The 17537-nt window shown below is 61.3% G+C and carries 17 protein-coding genes; 9 read left to right on the top strand and 8 right to left on the bottom strand.

Going from position 1 to position 17537, the window contains the following annotated elements; genetic code table 11:
• The first annotated feature begins 145 nt into the window (after positions 1 to 145).
• From AC1D2R_RS03935 to atzF, 8 genes are all read left to right on the top strand, one after another.
• Positions 146 to 1270 carry a BMP family ABC transporter substrate-binding protein gene (locus AC1D2R_RS03935; RefSeq protein WP_477964966.1) on the top strand — a complete coding sequence of 375 codons (1125 nt, stop codon included), beginning with the start codon at positions 146 to 148 and terminating at the stop codon, positions 1268 to 1270.
• Between the two features lie 19 nt (positions 1271 to 1289).
• The gene (locus AC1D2R_RS03930; RefSeq protein ID WP_477964964.1) at positions 1290 to 2417 is read left to right on the top strand and encodes an ABC transporter permease; all 1128 of its coding nucleotides are present in this window, start codon (positions 1290 to 1292) and stop codon (positions 2415 to 2417) included.
• Entirely contained in the window at positions 2417 to 3343 is a 927-nt protein-coding gene (locus tag AC1D2R_RS03925) for an ABC transporter permease (RefSeq protein ID WP_477964962.1), read from the top strand. The genes AC1D2R_RS03930 and AC1D2R_RS03925 overlap by 1 nt, the downstream gene beginning before the upstream one ends.
• Positions 3344 to 3446: 103 nt before the next feature.
• The gene (gene biuH, locus AC1D2R_RS03920) at positions 3447 to 4148 is read left to right on the top strand and encodes a biuret amidohydrolase (protein ID WP_477964960.1); all 702 of its coding nucleotides are present in this window, start codon (positions 3447 to 3449) and stop codon (positions 4146 to 4148) included.
• Positions 4149 to 4234: 86 nt separating this feature from the next.
• Positions 4235 to 5785 carry an ABC transporter ATP-binding protein gene (locus AC1D2R_RS03915; RefSeq protein ID WP_477964958.1) on the top strand — a complete coding sequence of 517 codons (1551 nt, stop codon included), beginning with the start codon at positions 4235 to 4237 and terminating at the stop codon, positions 5783 to 5785.
• Positions 5785 to 6453: a cysteine hydrolase family protein gene (locus AC1D2R_RS03910; protein ID WP_477964956.1), complete on the top strand. Its 669-nt coding sequence runs from the start codon at positions 5785 to 5787 to the stop codon at positions 6451 to 6453. The genes AC1D2R_RS03915 and AC1D2R_RS03910 overlap by 1 nt, the downstream gene beginning before the upstream one ends.
• Positions 6446 to 6799 (top strand): cupin domain-containing protein, encoded by a 354-nt coding sequence (locus AC1D2R_RS03905; protein WP_477964954.1) that lies wholly within the window; start codon positions 6446 to 6448, stop codon positions 6797 to 6799. Before AC1D2R_RS03910 ends, AC1D2R_RS03905 begins: the two co-directional genes overlap by 8 nt.
• Positions 6796 to 8622: an allophanate hydrolase gene (gene atzF, locus AC1D2R_RS03900; protein ID WP_477964952.1), complete on the top strand. Its 1827-nt coding sequence runs from the start codon at positions 6796 to 6798 to the stop codon at positions 8620 to 8622. The genes AC1D2R_RS03905 and atzF overlap by 4 nt, the downstream gene beginning before the upstream one ends.
• A 37-nt stretch (positions 8623 to 8659) precedes the next feature.
• On the opposite strand, the gene AC1D2R_RS03895 is transcribed toward atzF, so the two are convergent.
• From AC1D2R_RS03895 to metG, 3 genes are read right to left on the bottom strand one after another with little or no spacing between them, the layout of a single operon-like run.
• The gene (locus AC1D2R_RS03895; protein ID WP_477964950.1) at positions 8660 to 9490 is read right to left on the bottom strand and encodes an MBL fold metallo-hydrolase; all 831 of its coding nucleotides are present in this window, start codon (positions 9488 to 9490) and stop codon (positions 8660 to 8662) included.
• A 4-nt stretch (positions 9491 to 9494) separates the two neighbouring features.
• Positions 9495 to 10277: a TatD family hydrolase gene (locus tag AC1D2R_RS03890; protein WP_477964948.1), complete on the bottom strand. Its 783-nt coding sequence runs from the start codon at positions 10275 to 10277 to the stop codon at positions 9495 to 9497.
• Between the two features lie 7 nt (positions 10278 to 10284).
• A complete protein-coding gene (gene metG / locus AC1D2R_RS03885; protein WP_477964946.1) occupies positions 10285 to 11835 on the bottom strand; it encodes a methionine--tRNA ligase in 1551 nt (516 codons plus the stop codon).
• A 238-nt stretch (positions 11836 to 12073) separates the two neighbouring features.
• On the opposite strand from metG, the gene AC1D2R_RS03880 reads away from it, so the two are divergent.
• Complete coding sequence (locus AC1D2R_RS03880; protein WP_477964944.1) at positions 12074 to 12871, top strand: sulfite exporter TauE/SafE family protein; 798 nt, start codon at positions 12074 to 12076, stop codon at positions 12869 to 12871.
• Here the strand turns inward: AC1D2R_RS03880 and AC1D2R_RS03875 are convergent, their stop codons facing one another.
• From AC1D2R_RS03875 to AC1D2R_RS03855, 5 genes are all read right to left on the bottom strand, one after another.
• Positions 12872 to 13897 carry a DNA polymerase III subunit delta' gene (locus AC1D2R_RS03875; RefSeq protein WP_477964942.1) on the bottom strand — a complete coding sequence of 342 codons (1026 nt, stop codon included), beginning with the start codon at positions 13895 to 13897 and terminating at the stop codon, positions 12872 to 12874.
• Entirely contained in the window at positions 13890 to 14573 is a 684-nt protein-coding gene (gene tmk, locus AC1D2R_RS03870) for a dTMP kinase (RefSeq protein WP_477964940.1), read from the bottom strand. The genes AC1D2R_RS03875 and tmk overlap by 8 nt, the downstream gene beginning before the upstream one ends.
• 131 nt (positions 14574 to 14704) lie before the next feature.
• Entirely contained in the window at positions 14705 to 15901 is a 1197-nt protein-coding gene (locus tag AC1D2R_RS03865; protein ID WP_477964938.1) for a D-alanyl-D-alanine carboxypeptidase family protein, read from the bottom strand.
• Between the two features lie 46 nt (positions 15902 to 15947).
• Positions 15948 to 17048: a septal ring lytic transglycosylase RlpA family protein gene (locus AC1D2R_RS03860; RefSeq protein WP_477964936.1), complete on the bottom strand. Its 1101-nt coding sequence runs from the start codon at positions 17046 to 17048 to the stop codon at positions 15948 to 15950.
• A gap of 220 nt (positions 17049 to 17268) precedes the next feature.
• On the bottom strand, positions 17269 to 17508 hold the full coding sequence (locus AC1D2R_RS03855) for a hypothetical protein (RefSeq protein ID WP_477964934.1): 240 nt from the start codon (positions 17506 to 17508) through the stop codon (positions 17269 to 17271).
• Positions 17509 to 17537 lie beyond the last annotated feature (29 nt).

Here is a 17537-nt window from a genome sequence, read left to right as displayed (position 1 = left end):
CATATAACTGCATGCAGTTTACACAGAGCCGCGATGCCAATTATTTTTTAATAAACAAGTCAATTACTTAGAATCTGGCATGTCCATTGCATACACTTTTTTGCAACATCTTTTCAAATCGGCCTTCGCCGCAAGGAGCATCCCAATGACCAAACTCCTTTCCATGAACCGTCGCAACTTCCTCCAAGCTTCCGCTTTCGGTGCGCTCGCCATGACAGCCGGACTTCTGCCGAGCCGTGTTTTCGCGCAAACTGCGCTGACGGTCGGTTTTATCTACGTCGGCCCGAAGGACGACTATGGCTATAACCAGGCACATGCCGAAGGTGCTGCCACCCTCAAGGCGATATCAGGCGTCACCGTCGTGGAGGAAGAAAACGTGCCGGAAACGGTCGATGTCCAGAAGACCATGGAGTCGATGATCAATCTTGACGGCGCGACACTGATCTTCCCGACGTCGTTCGGCTATTTTGACCCGCATATGCTGGCAATGGCAGCGAAGTATCCCGACATCCGGTTCCGCCATTGCGGCGGCCTCTGGCAGGAGGGCAAGAACCCGATGAACACCGGCTCCTACTTCGGTTACATCGGCCAGGGCCAGTATCTGAACGGGATTGCGGCCGGCTATGCGTCGAAGAGCAAAAAGATCGGTTTTGTCGCGGCCAAACCGATCCCTCAGGTTCTGCAGAACATCAACTCCTTCCTCCTCGGCGCACGCTCAATCGACCCCTCGATCACCTGCCAGGTGATCTTCACTGGAGAGTGGTCGCTGGCGGTCAAGGAAGCAGAAGCCACCAACGCGCTGATCGATCAGGGCGCCGATGTCATCACCTGCCACGTCGACAGCCCCAAGGTGGTTGTCGAGACGGCCGCCGGCCGTGGCGCCTTCGTTTGCGGCTATCACGCCAACCAGAGCCCGCTGGCACCTGAGAAATACCTCACAGGCGCGGAATGGGCCTGGGGCAACGTCTACTCCGACTTCGTCAAGAAGGCACAGGCGGGCGAAAAACTCGGGAACTTCGTGCGCGGCGGACTAAAGGATGGCTTCGTCAAGATGAGCGCGCTCGGTCCCGGCGTCTCGGCCGAATCCCGGACCAAGTTCGAGGCGACCCAATCCGAGATGATGACCGGCAAGTTCTCGGTCTTCAAGGGACCAATGAAGGACAGCAAGGGCAACGTCATCGTCGCTGCCGGCAAGGCTTATGCGGAAGACGCGATCGAGCTCGAGAGCATGGACTACCTTGTAGAAGGCGTCGTCGGATCCACGGCTTAAGCCACAAGGGAGATGCGTCATGACAGTCGAGGCGAACAACCCCGCAATTTCCATCGCTCCAGAGCGGTCGCTGGTCCGGCCGATGCTGGAGTGGCTGGCGCGACGAGCGGAACCCATTGCTATCAGTTTCGGCGCGATCTTGATCGGGCTGGCGCTATTCTCCCTCTTCATCATGACGGTCGGCAAGGCGCCGACCGTCCTCTTCCAACTGATGTACACGGGCGGCTTCGGCAGCTGGTTCTCCGTCCAGAACAGCCTCAGCCGCTCTGCGCCGCTCCTCCTCACTGCCCTTTGCGTTGCGCTGCCGGCCCGTCTCGGGCTCGTCATCATCGGCGGCGAAGGTGCCGTGGTGCTCGGCGGCGTCGCGGCCGCTGCCATCGCCCTGCCCTTCGTCGGAACGCTTCCCGCCCTTCTCGTCCTGATCCTGATGGCGGCAGCCGCCATGGTCGTCGGCGGCATCTGGATCGGGCTTTCCGGATTCCTCCGCCACTATCGCGGCGTCAACGAAACCATCTCTTCGCTTCTGCTCGCCTATATCGCGATCGCGCTGATGAACCAGTTCGTCGAGGGACCGCTTCGCGATCCGGCCAGCTTGAACAAGCCGTCGACGACGCCGCTGCCAGCCGAGTACATGCTGGGCAAGATGCCCGGAATGGACGTGCACTGGGGGCTCGCCATCGGCGTCGTCGCCTGCATCCTCTCCTGGATCCTGATCGAGGTGACGAGCTACGGCTTTGCCGCCCGCATCTCCGGCGGCAATGTTCGCGCCGCACAGATCCAGGGTCTGCCGGTCGGCCGCCTGATCGTTGGCTTCACGGCGATTGCAGGCAGCTTCGCGGGGCTGGCGGGGATGATCGAGGTCGCCGCAGTTCAGGGCAGCGCCAATGCGTCGCTCGCCGCAGGCTACGGCTATACGGGCATCCTCGTTGCATTCCTGGCGCGGCACAACCCGCTGGCGATCATTCCCGTTTCGATCCTTCTCGGCGGCATCGATGCCTCCGGTGGGCTTATCCAGCGCCGCATGGCCCTGCCTGACGCAACCGTTCTGGTGCTGCAGGGCACGCTCTTCATCGTCATCCTCTTCTGCGAGACCTTCTACGGTCGCTTCAAGATCTTCAATCCCGACCTTTGGAAAAGGAGCGCATGATGGAAGAAACCGGCATCGGCATCTGGGGCGTTCCACTCGCCATTTTCGCAGGCGCGATCCGCGTCTCCACCCCCTTCATCTTCGTCAGCCTCGGTGAGACCATTACCGAGCGTTCCGGCCGCATCAATCTCGGCCTCGAAGGCACGCTCGTCTTTGGCGCGATGACGGCATACGCCGTTGCCGTCATGAGCGGGTCGGCCTGGCTCGGCGTGCTGGCGGCAATGGGAACCGGCGCAATCTTCGGCTTGCTCCACGGCTGGATATGCAAATGGCCAAAGGTCAACGATATCGCGATCGGTATCGCCATGATGCAGTTCGGGCTCGGCCTCGCCTTCTTCCTCGGCAAACCCTTCATCAAGCCGGTGGCGCCGCATCTGCCGTCGATTCCGCTCGGCTCATGGTCCGGCCTGCCGCAAATCCAGGCAGCGCTCAACATCAACGTGCTCTTCATCCTGGGTGCCCTCCTCGCTTTTGCGCTGTGGTGGGCCTTCAAGAACACCCGGATCGGCCTCGTGCTGCGCGTCGTGGGCGACAGCACCGATGCGGCACGCGCCATGGGCATCAATCCGGATCGCGTTCGCCTGCTTGCCACCGCCGTCGGCGGCTCGCTGGCCGCCGTGGGCGGGGCTTATCTCTCGCTCTACTATCCGGGCTCCTGGAACGAAGGTATCTCATCCGGCCAGGGTCTGATGGCCGTAGCACTGGTGATCTTTGCCCGATGGAATCCCATCGGCTGCTTCCTCGCCGCCCTGCTGTTCGGCGGCACCGGCGCGCTTGGCCCGGCGCTCCAATCCGTCGACGTCACGCAGGGATACTACCTCTTCTACGCGGCGCCCTACGTGCTGACGCTTGCCATTCTCATCGCCACCTCCTCGCCCACCCGCGCGCTGGCTGGCGCGCCGGGCGCATTGTCACTTACGAAATAGAGAGATCCGCTCATGAGTGATCTTGACTACTCCGGCCCGATCCAACACGCCGGCCAGCGCCATGGCGAAGCATTCAAACTTGCGGCAGAATAGGAGACTGACGATGGACGCGATGGTCGAAACTAAAGGGCACTATGTCAACGCCGACCCCTACCCCTGGCCCTACAACGGCGCCTTGCGGCCGGAGAACACGGCGCTCATCATCATTGACATGCAGACGGATTTCTGCGGCAAGGGCGGCTATGTCGATCACATGGGCTATGACCTTACCCTGGTGCAAGCGCCGATCGAACCGATCAAGACTGTACTCGCGGCGATGCGCGCCAAGGGGTACCACGTCATCCACACCCGCGAGGGACACCGCCCCGACCTCGCCGACCTGCCTGCCAACAAGCGCTGGCGCTCGCAACGCATCGGCGCAGGCATAGGCGATGCCGGTCCTTGTGGCCGCATTCTGGTTCGCGGCGAGCCGGGCTGGGACATCATTCCAGAACTCTATCCGCTCGAGGGTGAAGTGATCATCGACAAGCCCGCCAAGGGATCCTTTTGCGCCACCGACCTGGAGCTGATCCTGAACCAAAAGCGCATCGAGAATATCATCCTGACCGGCATCACCACCGATGTCTGCGTCTCGACCACGATGCGCGAAGCGAACGACCGTGGCTTCGAATGCCTGCTTCTCGAAGACTGCTGTGGCGCGACCGACTACGGCAATCACCTCGCGGCCATCAAGATGGTCAAGATGCAGGGAGGCGTCTTCGGCTCCGTTTCCGATTCCACGGCTCTCATCGAGGCGCTTCCCTGATGCCCTCGTTGCGCGACCGCGCTGCCTGGAACCAGCGCCTACCCCCTGCGCTTCAGTCGCCATCATTGTTGGAAAGGAAAAGTGAAGTGAGCATCGTACGCGACACGCCCCTTCCCCAGGCCGGAAGGGCCGTGGGAATCCAGACGCTCGACATGACCATGCGGTTTGGTAGCTTCACCGCGCTCGACCGTGTCTCGGTCGATATACCTGCCGGCACCTTCCATGCGCTGCTTGGCGAGAACGGGGCCGGCAAGTCAACGCTGGTGAAATGCATCATGGGTTTCTATCACCAGACCTCCGGCTCGCTGTCAGTGGACGGTCGCGAGGTGGCGGTTTCCTCGCCAAAAGACGCCGCCGCCTATGGGCTCGGCATGGTCTACCAGCATTTCACGCTGGTGCCGTCGTTGACGGGTGCGGAAAACCTCGTCATCAGCCGTCCCGCGGTGCCGGTCGTCATCAACTGGGCTAGGGAGCGCAAGGATCTTGCCGCCTTCATGGAGCGCATGCCCTTCAAGATCCCGCTCGACCGCCCGGTGAGCGAGCTCGCCGCAGGCGAGAAGCAGAAGCTTGAGATCGTCAAGCAGCTCTATCTCGGCCGCAGCTTCCTTGTGCTGGACGAGCCAACATCGGTGCTGACACCCGCCGAGGCGGATGAAATGCTGGGGCTGGTGCGCAGCATGACCGAGCGCGGCGAGCTGACCGTGCTGATGATCTCGCACAAATTCCATGAGGTTACCAAATTCGCCGATGCTGTCTCGATCTTGCGGCGCGGCAAGCTGGTGGGCGGCGGGAACGTGGGCGAACTATCGACCTCCGAGATGGCCTCCATGATGATCGGCGACGTGAAACTTGCCGAACTCGATACTCGCGTGCCGGTCTCCCAGGCCGCCAAGCCCGTGCTCAGAGTGGAACGGGTGAAGGCGGCAGATCGCTCCGGACTGAAAACGATCGAGATCGAGAACCTTACCGTCCGGTCCGGCGAGATCGTCGGCATCGCAGGCATATCCGGCAACGGTCAGAAGGAACTCACCGAGATCCTCGCTGGCCAACGCCCGAAGCATGCCGGCACCGTGACGGTCAACGGCGGAGCGTATGGCGCGACGCGTCACGAGACCCGCAAGAACCACGTCCGCTTCATCCCTGAAGAGCCGCTGCAAAACGCCTGTGCGCCGCGCATGACGGTTAGCGAAAACCTCGCCTTCCGCACCTTCGACCTCACTGCGAACGGCAAGGATGCGATCTGGCTGAGCACGAGTAAGATGAAGAAGCGGGCAACGGACCTGATTGCCGATTTCAAGGTGAAAGCCGCCTCCTCGTCCTCACCGATCGCCGCCCTTTCCGGCGGTAACGTGCAGCGGGCCGTTCTGGCGCGCGAACTGACCGGTGAAGTCGATCTGCTGATTGTATCCAATCCTTGCTTCGGCCTCGACTTCTCGGCGGTGGCGGAAATCCGGGCCCGCATTATGAGAGCGCGCAATTCAGGTGCCGCCGTACTGCTGCTTTCGGAAGACCTTGACGAACTGCTGGAGATGTCCGACCCCATCGTGGTCATATCCGATGGCAAGCTCGTCTATGAAACGCCGGCGCTGGCAGCCGACATTTCGATCATCGGCGCGCATATGGCAGGACACCACTGATGGCTGAAATCAAAGCCCGACCTTTCGCCTTCCCGGTAAAATGCGACCAGCTGGGGCTCGTGGTCATCGACATGCAGCGCGATTTTGCGGAGCCGGGCGGCTTCGGCGCCAGCCTCGGCAACGATGTCGACCGGATCACGAAGATCGTGCCTGTCGTCAAACGGCTGATCAAGGGATTTCGCGATGCCGGGCTGCCTGTGATCCACACGATGGAGTGCCACCGGCCCGACCTCTCGGACCTGCCACCGGCAAAGCGCAATCGCGGCAAACCAAGCCTGCGGATCGGTGACGAGGGGCCGATGGGGCGCATCCTGATCGCCGGCGAGCCGGGCACGGCGATTTTACCTGAGGTTGCGCCTATCGACGGCGAAATCGTCATCGAAAAGCCAGGCAAGGGCGCGTTCTACGCGACAGAGCTAGGCGACGTCCTCAAGCAGAAGGGCATAAGCCAGCTGGTGTTTGCCGGCGTCACAACCGAAGTCTGCGTGCAGACGACGATGCGCGAGGCGAACGATCGCGGCTACGAATGCCTGCTCGCCGAGGAGGCGACAGAGAGCTACTTTCCTGAGTTCAAGGACGCCGCCATCGCCATGATCCGTGCCCAGGGCGGGATCGTCGGCTGGACGGCGCATGTCGACGATATTCTGGAGGTCATCGGCCATGCCTGAGACGACGCGCGAACTGCTCACATCGGGCGGCTGGAAGGAGGTGCCGTTCGGACCGTTCCGGGAGGATGTCACCATCCACTGGATCCAGCCGTTCGAAGGCGACCAGCCGGGGGTTGCCCTGTTGAAGTACGAGGCGGGCGCAGCCGTGCCGCGCCATCGCCACGAGGGGCTCGAAACGATCCTTGTCCTGGAAGGCACGCAGTCGGACGAGGCCGGCAACTACGGCAAGGGCACCTATGTCGTCAACGCAGCCGGAACCGAGCACTCCGTCTGGAGCGACACCGGCTGTGTGGTGCTGATCCAGTGGGATCGACCCGTAAGACTTCTCGAAGAGGAAAGAGCATGACCGGCGGACCGGCTTTCGATATCGCATCGCTGCACGCATTCTACGGAAACGGCGGCACGACCGTGGAGATCATCGACCACATCTTCGCGCGTATCGCCGAGGTTAGCGACCCGGGGATCTTTCTGCACATCGCCGACCGCCAGGCATTGGCCGCCCAGTCCGAGGCGCTGGGCGCGTTCGATCCTGCCGCAAAGCCGCTCTGGGGCATTCCCTTCGCCGTGAAAGACAACATTGATGTCGCGGGCATGCCGACGACGGCCGCCTGCCCGGAATATGCCTATCTTCCTACCAGCGATGCGACCGTGGTCCGGCTGCTGAGGCAAGCCGGCGCGATGGTCATCGGCAAGACCAATCTCGACCAGTTTGCGACAGGACTGGTTGGCGTCCGCTCACCCTATCCGATCCCGCGCAATGCGATCGATCCGACGCTGGTCCCCGGTGGCTCGAGTTCCGGCTCTGCCGTTGCGACGGCGCAAGGCATCGTCAGCTTCGCGCTCGGAACAGACACCGCCGGCTCCGGCCGCATACCGGCCGGGCTCAACAACATCGTCGGCCTAAAGCCGAGCGTCGGCGCATTTTCGACCACCGGCGTCGTGCCTGCCTGCCGGACGCTCGATTGCGTCTCCGTCTTCGCAACCACGGTTGACGACGTCTGGCGGGTCTTCGGCGTCGCGGCCAGACACGATCGCGACGATCCCTACTCGAAAGCCATCCCTGCAACCGGCTACAATCCATTGCCGCCGATGCTTGCTATCGGCATACCTGCCAAAGAGGATCGCCAGTTCTTCGGCGACACGATCATGGAGGCCGCCTACAACGATGCGCTGGCGACACTCACGCGCCTTGGCCATCGGCTGGTGGAGGTGCCGTTCGGCGATTTCTACGAGGTTGCCAATCTGCTCTATGAGGGCGCCTGGGTGGCGGAGCGCTATGCCGCAGTGAAGGATTTCTTCGATGAGAAAGAGGAGATCTTCCACCCCGTTACGCGGAAGATCTATGGCTCTGCCAGGACGCTTTCCGCGGTTGAGGCGTTCAAGGGGTTCTATGCCCTGCAAGCGCTCAAGCGAAAGCTGGAACCGCTGATCGCCTCCGTCGATCTGTTCTGCGTGCCAACCGCGCCGACACACTATACGCTCGACAATCTCGCGGCAGAGCCGATCCGAGAGAATTCGCGGCTCGGCACCTACACGAACTTCGTCAACTTGCTCGACATGTGCGGCATTGCGGTTCCGACAGGAAGGCGCGCCGACGGCCTGCCGGCCAGTATCACCTTCCTCGCGGTATCAGGTCGAGACGGCCTGACGGCGGCGGTCGCCCGCGACATCCACCAAACGGCCGGCGTCACGCTCGGCGCCACCGGCTGGCCGCTGCCGCCGGCGGCAAAAGCGGTCGTCGCAGGCAACGAAGGCCTGATCGACCTCGTAGTGGTCGGCGCTCACCTTTCGGGGATGCAATTGAACGGACAGCTGCGCGATCTTGATGCCCGGTTTTCACGAGAAGCCCGCACATCGGATGCCTATCGTCTCTATGCACTCGCCGGACAGATCCCGGCCAAGCCGGGTCTCATTCGCGTCGATGCTGGCAAGGGCTCTGAAATCGATATCGAGGTCTGGCGGTTGACTCCTGCGGCCTTTGGGGCGTTTGTCGCGGCAATCCCCTCGCCGCTCGGAATCGGCACGATCTCCTTATCCGACGGGACATCCGCAAAGGGTTTTCTGGTCGAAGCGGCGGCCATCGCGGGTGCAACCGACATCACCGGATACGGCGGCTGGCGCAATTATGTCGCCGCCGAACGGGAACTGCGCCGGCGAAGCGCCGGGTGAGCAAACGCCCTGAGCACGAAAGCGCGCTGGGTGAATCCTATGCGCACTCGAGTTCGGCCAGTTCGACGTCGAAACTCATCTGGTCGTAAGCCGGGACGACATGTTCCGGCGTCTCGGCCATGACGGTGTCGTAGTCCAGGGGCGTATGCATGTGCGTCAGGATCGCCCGTTTCGGTTTCAGGCGCTCGATCCAGTCCAATGATTGCTCCAGCGACAGATGGCTCGGGTGATAGCGGTACTGCAGGGCATCGATGATGAGGACATCAAGCCCCTCAAGCTTTGCGACGGTCTCCGGCGGAAAGTCACTGATATCACTGCAATAAGCGACATCGCCGATGCGGAATCCAAGCGAGATGATGTCGCCATGCTGTTGAGCGTGCGGGCAAAATGAAATAGCGCCGCCGGCACCGCTGATATGCAACGGCACGTCAATGCTCTCGATGATCTTGGCTTCTACGATCGGCGGATAGTTGCTGCCGGGCGGCGTTTCCATGCAATAGGAAAATCCCTGCCGGATACGGTCCATCGTGATCTCAGTGGCGTAAATCGGAACGCGCTGCTCAGAGCCGAAGTAATATCCGCGCAGGTCGTCCAGTCCGTGAATGTGGTCGGCATGCGCGTGGGTATAGAGGACCGCATCGACGTACTTGACGCGGCCGGCGATCATCTGCTCGCGGAAATCCGGGCCGGTGTCGATGACGACGGTAGTGACGCCGCCGTTGTCGTCATACTGCTGCACCATGAAGGATGCGCGGGTCCGGCGGTTCTTCGGGTTTGCCGGATTGCAGGCACCCCAATCACCTGTGATGCGCGGCACGCCGGGCGAGGACGAGCAACCGAGGATGGTGAAACGCCGCCGGTAGCCCACGCCCTCAGATCCTTGGCATCTTTGAAAAAATGCGGAATGCGTTGTCCGTCGTTATGCGCGCAGTTTCGGCATAGCTGAGGCCGATCGTCTCGGCCAACACCTCGGCGGTGTTGACGACATATGACGGCTCGTTGCGCTTGCCGCGCCAGCGTTTCGGCGCAAGATACGGCGCGTCCGTCTCGACCAGCAGCCGGTCGTGCGGGACCGTCTTTGCGATGTCGCGCAATTCCTCCGACTTCGGGAAGGTCACGATTCCGGAAAAGGAAATATAGCCACCGAGTTCGACTCCGGTCCTTGCAAGTTCCGGCCCTGCAGAGAAGCAATGCAGAATGAAGGGAAAGGCGCCCTTCCCCGTCTCCTCGGTCAGGATCGCAGCCATGTCCTCGTCGGCGCTGCGGCTGTGAATGACCAGAGGAAGCTGGGTTTGGCGGGCGGCTGCGATATGACGCCGGAACCCGGTCTTTTGGTCCTCCGGCGTCTGCGTGTCGTAGAAATAGTCGAGGCCCGCTTCGCCGATCGCGACGATCTTCTCATGGGCGCTTGCGAGACGAACGAGATCGTCTGTCTGAATATCCAGCTCTTCATTGGCGCTGTTCGGATGAGTGCCGACCGAACAAAAGACAGACGGGTACTTCTCAGTGATCGCGAGCAATCCGTCGAGCTTGCGGACACGGGTCGAGATCGTCACCATCTGCTTCACACCTGAATCGTGGGCGCGCTTGACGATCTCGTCGCGCTCCTCCTCGAAATCGGCGAAATCCAGATGGCAATGTGTGTCGATCAGCATGACAGCCTCACGCTTCCGGCGCAACGTAACGCGGGAAGACCGGCTTCGGCGCTTCGAGCGGCGTACCCGGCACAAGGCGACCAGCCTCTCCGAGTGCGGCGAAGTCGCGCTTGTCTGCCGGGGCCGCGACGAGATCGAGCAGCTTGTCTGCCGATCCAGGCACGAAGGGCTGAAGCAGGATCGCGAGCTGGCGTACGACTTCCGCCGTCACATAGAGCACGGTGCCCATCCGCGCCGGATCGGTCTTCTTCAATGCCCACGGCTCCTGGCCGGCAAAGTAGCGGTCGGTCTCGGACACGAGTGCGATGATCGACGCGAGGGCGCGATGGATCAGCTGCTTCTTCATGTCGTCCCGGGTCGAGGCAAGAAGTGCGTCGGCCTGCGCCAGCATGGCCTTGTCCTCGTCTGCCAGCGGGCCGCATTCGGGGATCTTGCCGTCGCAGTTCTTGACGATCATCGACAGCGAGCGGCTGGCGAGGTTGCCGATGCCATTGGCAAGGTCGGAATTGATGCGGGTGCCGATCGCCTCTTCGCTGTAGCTGCCGTCCTGGCCGAATGAGACTTCGCGCAAGAAGAAGTAGCGGACCTGGTCGAGTCCAAAGTGGTTCACCAAATTGACCGGGTCAACGACGTTGCCGAGAGACTTCGACATCTTCTCGCCCTTGTTGAGCAGGAAGCCATGCGCGAAGACGCGCTTGGGCAGAGGCAGCTTCGCCGACATCAGGAAGGCGGGCCAATAGACGGCGTGGAAGCGGATGATGTCCTTGCCGATGATGTGAACGTCCGCCGGCCAGTACTTTGCCCTGGGGCCGTTCTTGTCCTCGATATAGCCGGTTGCGGTGATGTAGTTGGTCAGCGCATCGACCCACACATACATGACATGCGAGGGGTCGTTCGGAACCTTGATGCCCCAATCGAAGGTCGTGCGCGAAATCGAGAGATCCTTGAGCCCTGACTTGACGAAGGAGATCACCTCGTTGCGGCGCTCGGCCGGACCGATGAAATCGGGGTTGGCTTCATAGAGCGCAAGCAGCTTGTCCTGGTATTCGGAAAGCTTGAAGAAGTAGCTCGCCTCTTCCACCCACTCAACCGGCGTACCCTGCGGTCCGTGGCGCACACCGTCGGCGCGCAGCTCCGTCTCGTTTTCCTGATAATATGCTTCGTCGCGAACCGAGTACCAGCCGGCGTAGGAATCCTTGTAGATGTCGCCGTTCTCGGCCATCAGGTTCCAGATGTCCCGCGAGGTCTCGTGGTGTCGCTCCTGCGTCGTGCGGATAAAGTCGTCGTTCGAGGCGTTCAGCAACTTGGCCATCGCCTGGAATTCGCCCGAGTTGCGATCGGCAAGCTCCTGCGGGTGAATGCCTTCGGCACGCGCCGTCTGCTGCATCTTCTGGCCGTGTTCATCGGTTCCCGTCAGAAAGAAGACATCCTTGCCGTCGAGGCGCTGATAGCGCGCCATCGCATCCGTCGCGATCAATTCGTAGGCATGGCCGATATGTGGCTTGCCGTTCGGGTAGGAAATCGCGGTGGTGATATAGTACGGTGTCTTGTCTGTCATGGCGGCCATTCTTGTCCGGCTTACTCTATAGAATTCAACTGCCGCTCCTTAACGCATGTGACGGCGAAGCGAAACACTAAGTTTGGAAACCATCGGGGATTCCGAGACGGCCACCGGCGTGAGCTTGACTCCCTTTTTGCCGCGCTCTAGGCAGGAAGACGACAAGACAGGGCGACAGCAACGTGACATTTCAAGCACCCCGCAGCGGCGTTTCACGCCAAAGCCCGAGGCCGTCGGCTTGACCCTATCCAGCTTTAGTCCCCTCTACTCGCTTTCGGGACTACTTGTCGGCGCGCTCGTCGGCATCACCGGGGTCGGGGGCGGCTCACTTATGACGCCATTGCTGGTTCTCCTGTTCGGAATTCACCCTGCGACGGCAGTCGGCACCGACCTGCTTTACGCCGCGGTAACCAAGTCTGCCGGAACCGCGGTTCACGGCATGCATGGCCGGATCAACTGGCGCATCGTCGGCTGCCTTGCCGCCGGCAGTGTTCCGGCCGCTCTGCTTATGCTCTGGCTGATTGCAGGGGTAGACCGCAAAGGCGTCGAAGTTGCCCACACGATTACGACAGCTCTTGCCTGGCTTTTGGTCATGACAGCTTTCATGCTGGTGTTTCGCCGGCAGGTGCTCGCGCTGGTCCAGCGCAGGATGGGCGACCGCCGCCCGATGCGGCCCGCAGCGATCGCCATCCTGACGACGCTGCTTGGCTTGGCGCTCGGCGTTCTGGTAACCCTCACGTCGGTCGGCGCCGGCGCTCTCGGGGTGACTGTTCTCTTGATCCTTTACCCACGCCTTGACGTTCGTGAAATCGTCGGCTCCGATATTGTGCACGCGGTCCCGCTCACGCTGATCGGCGGCATGGGTTATTGGATGATCGGAGAAATCGACTGGGGAATCCTGTTGGCCCTACTCGTCGGATCGATCCCCGGAATCATTGCCGGCAGCCTGCTGGCGCCGAAGCTGCACGAGCGGACGATCCGCCTCGTGCTCGCCGCCACGCTTGCCGTCGTTGCCTGGAAACTACTGGCCGGATGATCAGGGACCCGGCTCCTTGATCTCGCCGAGTATACTCAGAACTGTCTGCTTACGATCGAGATTGTACGCGTCGGACACCGTCAGCCGTTCTACAATGTCCGAATGGAGGCGTGAGAGCCTCTCGGCCGCCGCCACCTGCCCCGCCATGGCCGCCGCGCGAGCCTTCTGAATCAGATCATCACCTACATGGTTGGTGAAGAACTCGAAGATCGTTTCGCTATCCTTGCCGGAGATCGCGTCAGCCAGCCGGTGCATCGCCTTGCGTGCTGACGGTCCCTGCGACGTCAGGACGTCGTTGTAGGCGGCAATGATCTCCACGCCGCCGTAGTTCACGAGCTTCAATGCCTCGCCGACACTGCCGTTGGCGGTTGCGAGCAGGTCTCCATCACCGGCGTCGATGCCGAGGTTCGCCAATGCATTACAGAGGGCTTCATCGCCCAGAGGCGCGAGCTTCAGCGGCAGGCAACGAGAGCGGATCGTCGGCAACAGCTTGCCCGGGGCATGCGAGATCAGAAGAAACAGCGCTCGCTTCGGCGGCTCTTCCAGAATCTTCAGAATGGCATTCGCCGCGCTGCGGTTCATATCGTCGGCGGGATCGATGATGACGATACGCCAGTTTCCGGTGCCCGATGTCTGCGAAAAAAAGCGGCCTGCACGCCGGACTTCGTCGACTGTAATAGCCGATTTGACCTTCCCGGTCCTCTCATCGACCGGGCGTGCGAGATAGAGCAAATTATGCGAGGCACCCGAGGCAATCTGACGGCTCACAGGCGAGTTCGGATCGGGATCAGCGATCGCCTCGGGCGCAGCTTCTGGATCCGAGTGGGAGAGCACATGGTTCGCGAAGCGGAAAGCGAGCGTCGCTTTCCCGATCCCCGGCGGACCCTCGATCAATACAGCATGATGCCCCCTACCCGAGCGGTACGATTGCGCCAGAAACGCTTCCGCATCCTCATGTCCAAAGAGTTTCAGGTTTTCCGGCGGCCAGATGGCGCCGTCGAGGAGACCAGGCCGTTCGTCACTCATGGGCTGCTTCCGCCATATTCCGCGTGTTTCGTACCGCCAGCCGCTGTTCTACAATCGCGAGGATCTCGCCGGCGATGGCCTCTTCCGTCTGCAACGCATCGACGACATGGCAACGCTCGGGCTCTCTGGCTGCGATGTCGAGAAAAGCTTCGCGGCGCTTCTCGTGCGTATCCAACTCCTCCTTCTCGAACCGATCCGGGAGCACGTCGCCCGCGGCTCCACGCTTTTGTGCACGCGCCAACCCGGCCCGCGCCGGCAGATCGAGAATGAGCGTGCAGTCCGGAACGACGCCATCGACTGCTACACGTTGCAGCGTCTCGATGAATTCCGCCTGCAGGTTTCCCGTCACGCCTTGATAGACACGGGAAGAATCCATGAAACGGTCGCAAAGCACCACTTTGCCGTCATTGAGTGCCGGCCGAATGACTTCCTCAACGTGATCGTTACGGGCCGCAGCAAAGAGGATCGCTTCCATCCTCGTGCCGAAAGACTCTGCAGCACCCGACAGAAGCACGTGACGCACCGCTTCCGCACCGGGCGATCCACCAGGCTCACGCGTCAGAAGCACGTCATAGCCTCCCGAACGCAGAGCTTCCGCGAGGCGACGAATCTGGGTCGATTTTCCCGCGCCTTCACCGCCCTCAAATGTAACAAGCAATCCAGTACCGGATGACAATGACAAGTTCCTGCATTTCGACGCCCGCGCTGCGCCACTGTCGTATATCTAGCGGAAGATCAACGTGAGCGGAACCGCCCCGCCGCCAACTCGGTGGTGGTTCGCCTCACAGTGAACAGCGAATATGGCGATCACGTGGGCTCGGGCTTGTCCCACAACCAGGAAAAGAGAAGCGACTCGCCGAGCTCCAGCAGCGCATCGACCGCACGGCTGCTCAACGAACCCGCCTCGACGGCGTCCTTGGTGTACAGCGGAACTTCGCGAAGCAGCCGTGCGCCCGCATATATGCGCAGCGTGCCTGCTTCGCGATCGGCCGCTACGGGCGCGGTCATAGGCCAGTGATAGACGATCCGTGCGGCGAGCCGATCGGGATTGTTGACCGGGATGTAAACGCTTACGGCGCTCTTGGCGATGAGATCGATACTGCGCGACGCGCCGCCGTAAACCCTCGCCGTGCCGACCACCTCTTTGTCGGCGAACAGCTGCCGGATCTCGAACGCGCCCAGCCCCCATTCGAGGACCCGCTTTGCCTCCTCGGCGCGCTCCTTGTCGGAGGCTATACCGCCGAGCGTCATGAATAGCCGACGACCATTGCGCTCGGCGGAAACCACGATCGAATAGCCCTCGCCTTCGGCAAAGCCGGTCGCCAGGCCGTCAACGCCCAGGCCGAAGCCGAGCAAGGGATTACGATTGCGCTGGAAAATCTTGTTCCACTCGAAATCGGGCAGAGCGAAGTAGGGATAAAAGTCAGGATAAGCCTGCTGCAATTGCACGGCAAGCGTCACCATGTCGAAGGCGGTCGTCTTGCTCTTGCCGTCAGGAAGCCCGGTTGAATTGCCAAAGATCGACCGTTGCATGCCGAGTATTCTTGCACGGCGCGTCATCGCCTCGGCAAACGCAGGCTCGCCGCCGCTCATCCCCTCTGCCAAGATGATGCAGCTGTCGTTGGCCCCCTGAATGGCGATGCCCTTGACAAGATCCTCGACCCGCACGCTCGACTTGAGCGCCGCGAACATAGTTGCCGCGCGCGACGGGGCGCCGCCTGTTCGCCAGGCATACTCAGACACGGGATACTGTGTATCGAGCGAAACCTGGCCCTTCGTCAACGCGTCGAAGACAAGCTCCACCGTCATCAGCTTGGCGAGGGATGCCGGTGAGAAAGTCTGGTTCTCATTCTTCGCCAGCAACACCGTGCCGGTCGACGCTTCGATCATGTAGGCCTGGGCAGCCTTGGTCACAAAACCGGGATTGGACTCGGCCACAGCCCCGATAGCTCCTGTCGAGAACGACAGCAGACAGCCAGTGAGGCAAAGCACACGTTTCAACATCCAAAACCCTCGTCGACCAGACCCCTGGAATAATCATCGAAGCATATCACTTCATCGCGGGTTCTGTGGGTCCCTGACGCTTGAACGAAGCGAGGATGGACTCTTCGGTCAGGCCGTCGTTGCGCACCATAACAGCATCAAAGGCAAGATCGACGGTGACCGTCTTCACGACGTCTTCCTGGTAACCCATGGCGAGCGAACCTCCCTGCTGCCATCCATAGGGACGCTCGTAGGGGCGCGGGCCAATTTCAGGAAGGACGACCATCTGGTCGAACGGTTGCACGACGGCACCAGATGACTGCGACGGCATTGGCCGCGGGACCGGCGCTGCATTGTACTGGGCGCTCGGCGTCGGGCCGGCATAGGATGTCGCAGACATGGGAACCGGCACGTTTTCGGGCTGCGGCGGCGTAAAGCCACCGAAGCTCTGGATCTCGTCGGCCGTAATGCGCTTGCTGTTGGATGCGACCATGACGCCGCTCGCAATCTGACCACCGCCGGGATTGATGCCCGGAATACGGCTGCCCTTCGGCACGTAGGAGGCCATCAGGTAGGGCATGTCGTGTCCGTCCATGCGGGCGCGGCCGACATACTGGACTCGCACCTTGCCGGTGCCGCTGTGTTGCAGATCCAGCATGTCAGCCGTTTTGTTCGACAGATCGATCAGACGCCCCTCATGATACGGTCCGCGGTCGTTGACGCGAACGATGACGGACGAGCCGGTCTCGACATTAGTCACGCGGGCATAGCTCGGCAGCGGAAAGGTGGGGTGCGCAGCAGAAAGGTGCATCTGATCGTAGACTTCACCGTTGGCCGTCAGGCGGCCGTGAAAGGCCGAGCCGTACCAGGAAGCCATACCCACCTTGTTGTAAGAGAAGTCTTCCTTGGGATAGTACCACTTACCCTTGACCACATAAGGATTGCCGACGAGATAGCGACCTCCACCCTTCGGAATATTGTCCCCGCTCGCAACGCGAGGGCTCGCCTTGACGCCGTATTCCTTCTCGGAGAAGTATTCCTTGCCGTGAGTTCGTTTCGCCGGGGCGGAGGGTGCAGTGCCGCAAGCCGTAACCGTCGCACAGACCAGCGATAGCCCCACCCATCGCATTCCCGTTGCGAATGACGCCGCCCCGAAGTCTCGTCTCATATATCCCACGCCGCGCTCAAGACCATTATGGTTAAGAAATCCGCCCCCATGGGCAAAACACCCCTAATGCGATCAACCTAACGAGACTTTAATCATGCCGCTTTCGTGGCTATTTTGCGAAAACTTTCGGCGAGATAGCAACAATTCTAATTAATATGGTTAATAGATCACTAATGTAGCTTTCGAGACCCTCCGCCGCCGGGGCGACAGCCTTCGTCGGTCAGATGGAGAAGATTGCCGCAAGTCGCTCGAGATCTTCCAGCCTCATCTCATCCGAGACGGGTTCGATGTTGTTGATACGGAACCACTCGGCCGCCTCCCGTACACGGTCGCCGTGCGGAGCAGGATAGGCACCCAGCCTCGTTGCCCACTCTCGAACCGTTTCGCGTTCCATGCGACCGGCGCGATATCGATCGTGAACTGTCGTGGCCGACGCTACGAGATCAGGAATGCTGTTCACGGGAGTCCCTTAGCTGTAAACTGCAATGA

The sequence above is a fragment of the Rhizobium sp. P1_C7 genome (assembly GCF_056406295.1).
The sequence above is the reverse complement of the archived record's forward strand: the minus strand, read 5'-3'. Positions and strand labels throughout refer to the sequence as shown.